Source organism: Streptomyces sp. NPDC059900 (assembly GCF_050270335.1).
In the GTDB taxonomy this organism is placed as follows: Bacteria; Actinomycetota; Actinomycetes; order Streptomycetales; family Streptomycetaceae; genus Streptomyces.
This window is the reverse complement of the sequence record NZ_JBNNJZ010000415.1, coordinates 1-7,215: the sequence shown is the minus strand read 5'-3', so window position 1 is coordinate 7,215 and position 7,215 is coordinate 1. Positions and strand designations below refer to the sequence as shown.

Here is a 7,215-nt window from a genome sequence, read left to right as displayed (position 1 = left end):
GGTGAGTGGTCGAGTAAACACTTGGCGATCGCGGTGCTGCGTCCTGTCGTTCCCACGATCAGTACGGTGCGTCCGCTGCGGCGGAGCACCTGTACCGGATTGAATTCCGGACAGATGCGGTGCACCGAGGCGATCGCGGTGCGCAGTTGCGCCCCCTGGGGGCCTGACAAGTCGAGTCTCCCGCTGAGCGGTTGCGTGCCGGGCCCCGGAACGCGTCGCGTTCGGCCGGCGCCGAGCGACCCGGCCGCGGGGCGCGCGGGCTCCAGATACGGGCCGCTGCCCGGCTGTCGGCTGTGCAGCGGCCGGGGCGGGGCGGACACGGAGGACGATGCTGTGTACATGGGCGATACAGATCCCTTCGTGTGCCAGCGAATTGCGGCGCCTCCCGCCCCGGCCCCCTTTTGGGAGCACCCTGGGGAATGTCCCGCGTTGGGGCCGGGTCGGGGTGGCGCTTTCCTACCTGACACCCGGCGTCCCGTGGCACACCACGTAGCGCACCCTGGCGAACCCTGGCGAATAGTCGCCCAGCAACTGACAGAGGGTTACTGTCAACTCAGCCGAGAACCTGGGGGCTTGACGTGAACGGACAACCCAACACCCGACTGTCGGACCTGTTCGGCCTGGCGGGCTGGTCCAAGGGGGAACTCGCGAGACTGGTGAACCGGCAGGCGGCGGCCATGGGCCATCCGCAGCTGGCCACCGACACTTCGCGGGTCCGGCGCTGGATCGACATGGGGGAAATCCCCCGCGATCCCGTGCCCAGGGTTCTGGCGGCTCTGTTCACCGAGCGTCTCGGCCGTGTCGTGACCATTGAGGATCTTGGTCTGGTCCGGCACGGGCGCGTGGGGAAACGGCGTGGCGACGGGAGTGCGGAGCACCCCGACGGCATGCCGTGGGCGCCCGAACGGACAGCCGCGGTCCTCACCGAATTCACGGGAATGGACCTCATGCTCAACCGACGCGGCTTGGTGGGCGCGGGTGCCGCGCTCGCCGCCGGCTCCGCACTGACCGGCGCCATGCACGACTGGCTGCACACCGACCCGGCCCTTGCTGCCGACGCTCCCCGTTCCAATCATCCCCTGCACGCCGACCCCGCTGGGTTCGACCGCTATGAGGCCGCCCCCATCGGGTCGCAGGAGATCGAGGAACTGGAGACCTCCGTCGAGGTCTTCAGGGCCTGGGACGCGTCCCGCGGGGGCGGGCTGCAGCGCAAGGCTGTGGTGGGACAGCTCAACGAAGTGGGCGGCATGCTCGCCTACCGACACCCCGACCATCTCCAGCGCCGCCTGTGGGGCGTCGCTGCCAATCTCGCCGTCCTCGCGGGCTGGATGTCGCACGACGTCGGCCTGGAGCCCACGGCACAGAAGTACTTCGTGATCGCCGCACACGCGGCCCGCGAGGGCGGCGACCGGCCGCGCGCCGGCGAGGCCCTGTCGCGGGCGGCGCGCCAGATGGTGCATCTGGGGCGGCCCGACGACGCCCTCGACCTGATGAAGCTCGCCAAGTCGGGCTCGGGCGAGGAGGTCCTGCCCCGCACGCAGGCCATGCTCTACACCATCGAGGCCTGGGCGCAGGCGTCGATGGGCAAGGGCCAGGCGATGCGCCGTACCCTTGGCATCGCGGAGGACCTGTTCGTCTCCGACAAGGGCGATGTGCCGCCGCCCAGCTGGATGCAGATGTTCGACGAGGCGGACATGCACGGCATGCAGGCCCTGGCCTACCGCACCCTCGCCGATCATGACGCGTCCGCGGCCAACACCGCCCAGCGTCATGCGCGGGAGGCGATCGAGCTGCGGTCCAAGGGCCGCGACCGTTCGCAGATCTTCGACTACATCTCGCTGGCCTCGGCCTGCTTCATCGGCGACGACCCGGAACAGGCCGATCGCTACGCACGCCTTGCGCTGGTCTCGATGGGGGCGAACTCCTCGCACCGCACCTGGGACCGGCTGCGCGAGATGTACCGCCTGACGGCGCAGTACTCGGGCTATCCGAAGATCCAGGACCTGCGTGAGGAGATCAAGCTGGCCCTGCCCAAGGCGGGGGCCAAGTCCGGAGGTGGCAGCCGGGTCAAGGCCTAGAGCCGTCCAGGCATAGAGCCGGGGCCCGGCACGGCCCGGGCGCGGATCAGAAGTTGATCCGCGCTATCAACAGGCAGGCGTCGTCCTCGCGCGGGGCCACGCCGAACTCTTCGACGACCGTACGCACACAGTCCTGCGCACCCCGCGTGTCCGTGAAGCGTGGCGCGAGCGCGAGCAGCCGGCTCGTGGCCGCGTCCCTGGCGCGCCGGGGGACAAGCCCGTCGGTGTGCAGCAGCAACAGGTCGCCTGGTTCGAGGTGCTCTTCGGCCTGCTCGTACGTGGCTCCAGAGGTCGCCCCGAGGATCACTCCGCCCGGCGGCATCAGCGCGCGCCCCGTCCCGTCGCGGAACAGCAGCGGGGCGGGGTGTCCCGCCTGCGCCCAGGTGAGGGTGCGGGTGGCGGGGGTGTACTGGCAGCAGACGGCGCTGCCGAGGGCGGGTTGTGTGGTGGTGTCCAGTAACTGGTTGAGCCAGCCCATCAGTTGGCCCGGCTGTACTCCGGCGACCGCCATGCCGCGTACCGCGCCGAGGAGCATCGCCATGCCCGACGTGACGGTGACGCCGTGCCCCGTGAGGTCGCCGACGCTGAGGAGGAACTGGCCGTCGGGCAGCTCCATGGCGTCGTACCAGTCGCCGCCGATCAGTGTGCTCGTCGAGGAAGGGAGGTAGTGCGCGGCGAGATCGAGCGCGGTGGGTCCGCTGTGCGGGAACCGCAGGGAGCCGCGCCACGGCGGCAGCACGGCCTCCTGCAGTTCGACCGCGAGCCGGTGCTCTGTCTGCGCGATGTGCCGCTGGCGCTGCAACGAGTCACGGGTCTCGCGCACCACTCGCTGGCTGCGGCGCAGCTCGCTGACGTCCCGCAGCACCGCCCACATCGAGGCGGTGCTTCCGTCAGCGGCGAGCACGGGCTCGCCCATCATGTGCACCTGTCGTACGCCGCCGTCGGGGCGCACGATACGGAACTCGCCGTCGATCGGCTTACCGTCGATCAGGCAGTCCGTGACCATGGCCGTCAGCATCGGCTGGTCGTCGACATGCACCAGGGAGGGCAGTTCGTCGAGGGAGAGCGGGGGAGCCGCCGGATCCCGCCCGAGGATCTGGTAAAGCTCGCCGGACCAACTGGCCTCGTCGTTGAGGAGGTTCCACTCCGCGCTGCCGACCCGGCTGAGCAGTGAGCCGCGCTGCGGGTCGAGCGGTGCGGGCACGGCCGGAGCGGTGGGCTCCACGGCCGGTTGCACGGGTCCGTCGCGTAACTGCGCGAGGTGGTCGTCCAGGTCGTTGAGCTGGTGGACCGCCAGGTCGCACAGGGCGCGCTGCCAGCGTCCCTGCGGGTCGCCGCGGTCGGTCCCGGCGTCCCGGCGCACGGCGTCGACCTGGCCGCGGAGCCGGCGCGTCTGCGTGATCAGCGCTTCGACCGAGCCGCGCTCGGGCGGCTGGGCGGAAGGGCGGTCCGCGAAGACATGGGACGGCATGAGGTGCTCCGTTGAGGATGCGGTGCGACCAAACGGGCGGGATGGACCGCTAATGACTTTCGCACAGCCGGGGGTGGCTCGTAAGGGATTTGGCAACACACGACGGGGTCTTGCTTCTGGCATATGTCTATGTCCTTCGGAGCAGTACGTTCCGGAAGAACCGTCCCGATCACCCCCGCAAGTAGCGGATCACCGCCAGAACGCGGCGGTTGTGGTCATGTGACGCGGGCAGCCCGAGCTTGTCGAAGACGGCGGCGACATGCTTCTCGACGGTGCCCGCGGAGACGACGAGGCTCTGCGCGATCGCCGCGTTGGACCGGCCCTCGGCCATCAGCGAAAGGACCTCCCGCTCGCGGTCGGTGAGGGGCGCGAGCTCCTGCGCACGGCGACCGGCCCCGGCCAGCTGCGTGACGACCTCTGGATCGAGCGCGGTACCGCCCGCCGCCACCCGCTCCAGGGCATCGGTGAACTCCGCGATGTTCGCGACCCGGTCCTTGAGGAGATATCCCACGCCAGCCGAACCGGCCGCGAGCAGCCGCGTGGCGTACTTCGTCTCCACGTACTGGGAGAAGAGCAGCACGCCCGTGCCCGGGTGGTCGCGGCGGATGTCGATGGCCGCGCGCAGCCCCTCGTCCGTGTGCGTCGGCGGCATCCGGATGTCGGTCACCGTGACGTCCGGGCGGTGCTCGGCGACCGCGGCGCGCAGGGCGTCCGCGTCACTCACGGACGCACAGATCTCATGCCCGCGCTCCACGAGCATCTGGCCCAGCAACTCCCGCAGTACCGCGGCATCCTCAGCGATCACGACGCGCATGGCGGCATGCTCTCACGCGTGCAGCGGCAGCTCGACGGTGACCGTCGTCGGCCCGCCCTCGGGACTGTCGACATTCATCCTCCCGTCCACCGTCCGTACGCGTTGCACGAGTCCGGTCAGCCCGCTTCCCGCACCGGGGTCCGCGCCACCGTGCCCGTCGTCGCCTACCTGGAGGAATAGCCGGCCCTCCAGCTGCGCCACCGTGATCGCGGCCCGCCCGGCACCGCTGTGCTTGATGACGTTCGCGAGCAGTTCCGCCGCGCAGAAGTACGCGATGGTCTCGATCGCCGGAGTCGGACGCTCCGTCATGTCCGTCACCAGGTCGACCGGGATGCTGCTGCGCGCGGTGAGCGTGGCGAGCGCGTCCGGCAGGCCGTCGTCCAGGACCGGAGGATGGATGCCGCGGGCCAGATCACGCAGTTCGGTGAGGGCCAGGGTGGCGTTGTGGTGCGCTCCGTCGACGAGTTGACGGAGCCGGGCGACGTCCAGCGGCTCGGGTCGCCTGTCGCCGTCCGTGTTCTCGCTGTCGTTGAGCCGCTGCCTGATCATGTCGAGGCTCATCGCCACCGCGACGAGCCGGACCTGGGCCCCGTCGTGCAGATCACGCTCGACGCGCCGGAGCAGCGCCACCGAGTCGTCCACCGCGAGCGCGCGCGTCTCCTCCAAGTCGCGTACACGGTCGGCCAGATGGCCCGGTCCGAGCAGGCCGCCGATCAGCCGGCGGTCGGTCCCGGTCACCAGACGGGTCACCCAGGGCGCGCACAGCAGGGTGCACGCCCCGATGGCGACCGCGAGGAACGTACCGGCGAACGTGTCCGCGTCCAGGCCGCCGAAGGGGACGGGCGTGAGCACCGGCATGCCCTCACCGGACCCCGGCTCCGGCCGCTGCCCGAACACCGCCCACCGCAGCGGCGCCGTGAGATTGATCAGCCCCGTGATCCACCAGAGGACGGCATACGCCCCCAGACAGCCGACCGGCAGCTTCGCCAGGACGTAGACCGCCGAGCGCCAGCCGGCCCCGTCCCGCAGCCGGGCGTCGAGGCGGCTGACGAACCCGCCGTCCGGACGCAGCGGAGGGGGCGCGGGCGTCTCGTCCCCCAGAAGCCGGGCGGCCAGGCTTCGGTGGGCGGCGCCAAGGGCGCGGGCCAGCCGGAGCCCCGAGATGAACAGCAGCGCGCCGAGCACGGCGAACACCACCGACACGGTGAAGCCCGCGCCCAGAGCGAGGGCCACTGCCAAAAGCACGCCGCCCGCGAGCCCCAGCGGGAACCCGATCAAGCAGTATGCGGCCTCGGCCCACGCCCGCCGGGTGAACGGGGCACGCCCCACGGCCCGTGCGACAGCGCGCGCCCCGGGCCGGGCGGTCGGCGTCCCGGCGTGCTCCGGCTTGCGGGCGGTGGCGGTGGCGCCTGCGCCGGATGGGGAGGGGGAGGCGCCGTCCTTCGGGCGTGTGACGTGCATGGCGTCCAGTGTCCTGTCTGTGTGCGGTCCTGTCCTTCCGATGGCCTCGCTGTGCGGTCAGGCGTCACGGCGGGCCAGCGTGCGCCATCCCGAGCCGAGGGCGAGAGCGGCGTACAGACACATCACGGCGAAGCCGGCCCAGGGGGAGAGGACATCGGCGACGGGCTTGGAGACGGCCAGGGAGTTACCCGCGATGATGGTCGGGAAGAACTGCGCGACCGTGGTCCCCGAAGCCCCGCCGATGATCGCGGGCAGCACGAAGGTGATGGCCACGAGGGCGCCGATCGCGCTGGCCGTGTGCCGGGTGACCGCGCCTATGCCGATGCCCATGAGAGCGATCAGCCCCAGATAGGTCCCCGAGAGCAGGAGCGCCCGCAGCACCCCGGGATCACCGATTCCGGGCGCGGGCACCCCTTCGCCCAGAGCCGACCTGCCGGCGAAGAAGGTCACGAAGGTGACCGCGAGGCCCACCGCCAGCGAGATCCCGCCGTACACGGAAGCCTTCGCGGCAAGGACCAGGCGGCGGTCGGGAATGGCCGCCAGGGTGGAGCGGATCGTCCCCGAGGAATACTCGCCGGTGACGACGAGCACGCCGAGCACGCCGATCAGAAGCTGCCCGACGGCCACTCCGGCCAGGACGTTGTTCGTGGGGTCGAAGGCAGCCGCCTTGTCGGCGCTGGGCGCCTTCGTGTTCGCCATCGTCACGATGCCGATGGCCACCATGGCGACCACCACGAGCAGCAGCGCCCACAGCGTGGAGCGCAGACTGCGCAGCTTGATCCACTCCATGCGGGTGGCGTTGCCGAAGCCGTGGCGACCGGTCGGGGCGCGGCGGGTGTGCGGCGGCCCGGCGTATACGGGACTGGTCATCATGCGGCTCCTCGTGCGGTTCGTGGCGTGAGGCCTCGGTATTCGGCGTCGGCTTCCGTCAGTGCGAAGAACGCCTCCTCCAGGGAGCGGCCCCGCGCGGTGAGCTCCCGCACCGAGGTGTCGGCCAGGAGGCGGCCGTGGCCTATGACCACCAAGCGGTCGGCGGTGAGCGCCATTTCGCTGATCAGGTGACTCGACAGGAGCACCGTGCGCCCCTCTGCGGCGAGGGACTGCATCAGGTCCCTGATCCAGCGCACTCCCTCCGGATCGAGGCCGTTGACCGGCTCGTCGAGGAGCAGCACTCCCGGATCGCCGAGCAACGCGCCCGCTATACCCAGGCGTTGTGCCATCCCCAACGAGAATGTGCCGGCCCGCCGCCCCGCGACCGAGGTGAGCCCGACGACGTCAAGGACCTCGTCGACCCGTGAACGCGCGATACCGCCCGCGGCGGCCAGCGCCGCCAGATGGGAGGCCGCGGTGCGTCCCGGATGGAACGTACGCGCCTCGAGCAGTGCCCCCAC

At 71.0% G+C, this 7,215-nt stretch carries 6 protein-coding genes and 1 pseudogene; 1 reads left to right on the top strand and 6 read right to left on the bottom strand.

What is annotated here, in order from left to right; translation table 11 throughout:
* Window positions 1-341: pseudogene (locus ACQKIP_RS34515) on the bottom strand (aminoglycoside phosphotransferase family protein); the annotation flags it as partial.
* A gap of 237 nt (window positions 342-578) precedes the next feature.
* Here ACQKIP_RS34515 and ACQKIP_RS34510 point away from each other — a divergent pair.
* Window positions 579-2,078 (top strand): DNA-binding protein NsdB, encoded by a 1,500-nt coding sequence (locus tag ACQKIP_RS34510; protein ID WP_365859573.1) that lies wholly within the window; start codon window positions 579-581, stop codon window positions 2,076-2,078.
* A 46-nt stretch (window positions 2,079-2,124) separates the two neighbouring features.
* Here the strand turns inward: ACQKIP_RS34510 and ACQKIP_RS34505 are convergent, their stop codons facing one another.
* From ACQKIP_RS34505 to ACQKIP_RS34485, 5 genes are all read right to left on the bottom strand, one after another.
* Entirely contained in the window at window positions 2,125-3,549 is a 1,425-nt protein-coding gene (locus ACQKIP_RS34505) for a PP2C family protein-serine/threonine phosphatase (protein ID WP_365859571.1), read from the bottom strand.
* Window positions 3,550-3,718: 169 nt separating this feature from the next.
* Window positions 3,719-4,363, bottom strand: a complete 645-nt coding sequence (locus ACQKIP_RS34500) for a response regulator transcription factor (protein WP_365859569.1) — start codon at window positions 4,361-4,363, stop codon at window positions 3,719-3,721.
* Between the two features lie 12 nt (window positions 4,364-4,375).
* Entirely contained in the window at window positions 4,376-5,824 is a 1,449-nt protein-coding gene (locus ACQKIP_RS34495) for a sensor histidine kinase (protein ID WP_365859567.1), read from the bottom strand.
* Between the two features lie 57 nt (window positions 5,825-5,881).
* Entirely contained in the window at window positions 5,882-6,694 is an 813-nt protein-coding gene (locus ACQKIP_RS34490; protein ID WP_365859565.1) for an ABC transporter permease, read from the bottom strand.
* Window positions 6,694-7,215, bottom strand: a 522-nt coding sequence (locus ACQKIP_RS34485; RefSeq protein ID WP_427745046.1) for an AAA family ATPase, incomplete at its 5' end; no start/stop codon positions are given. The genes ACQKIP_RS34490 and ACQKIP_RS34485, both read right to left, overlap by 1 nt.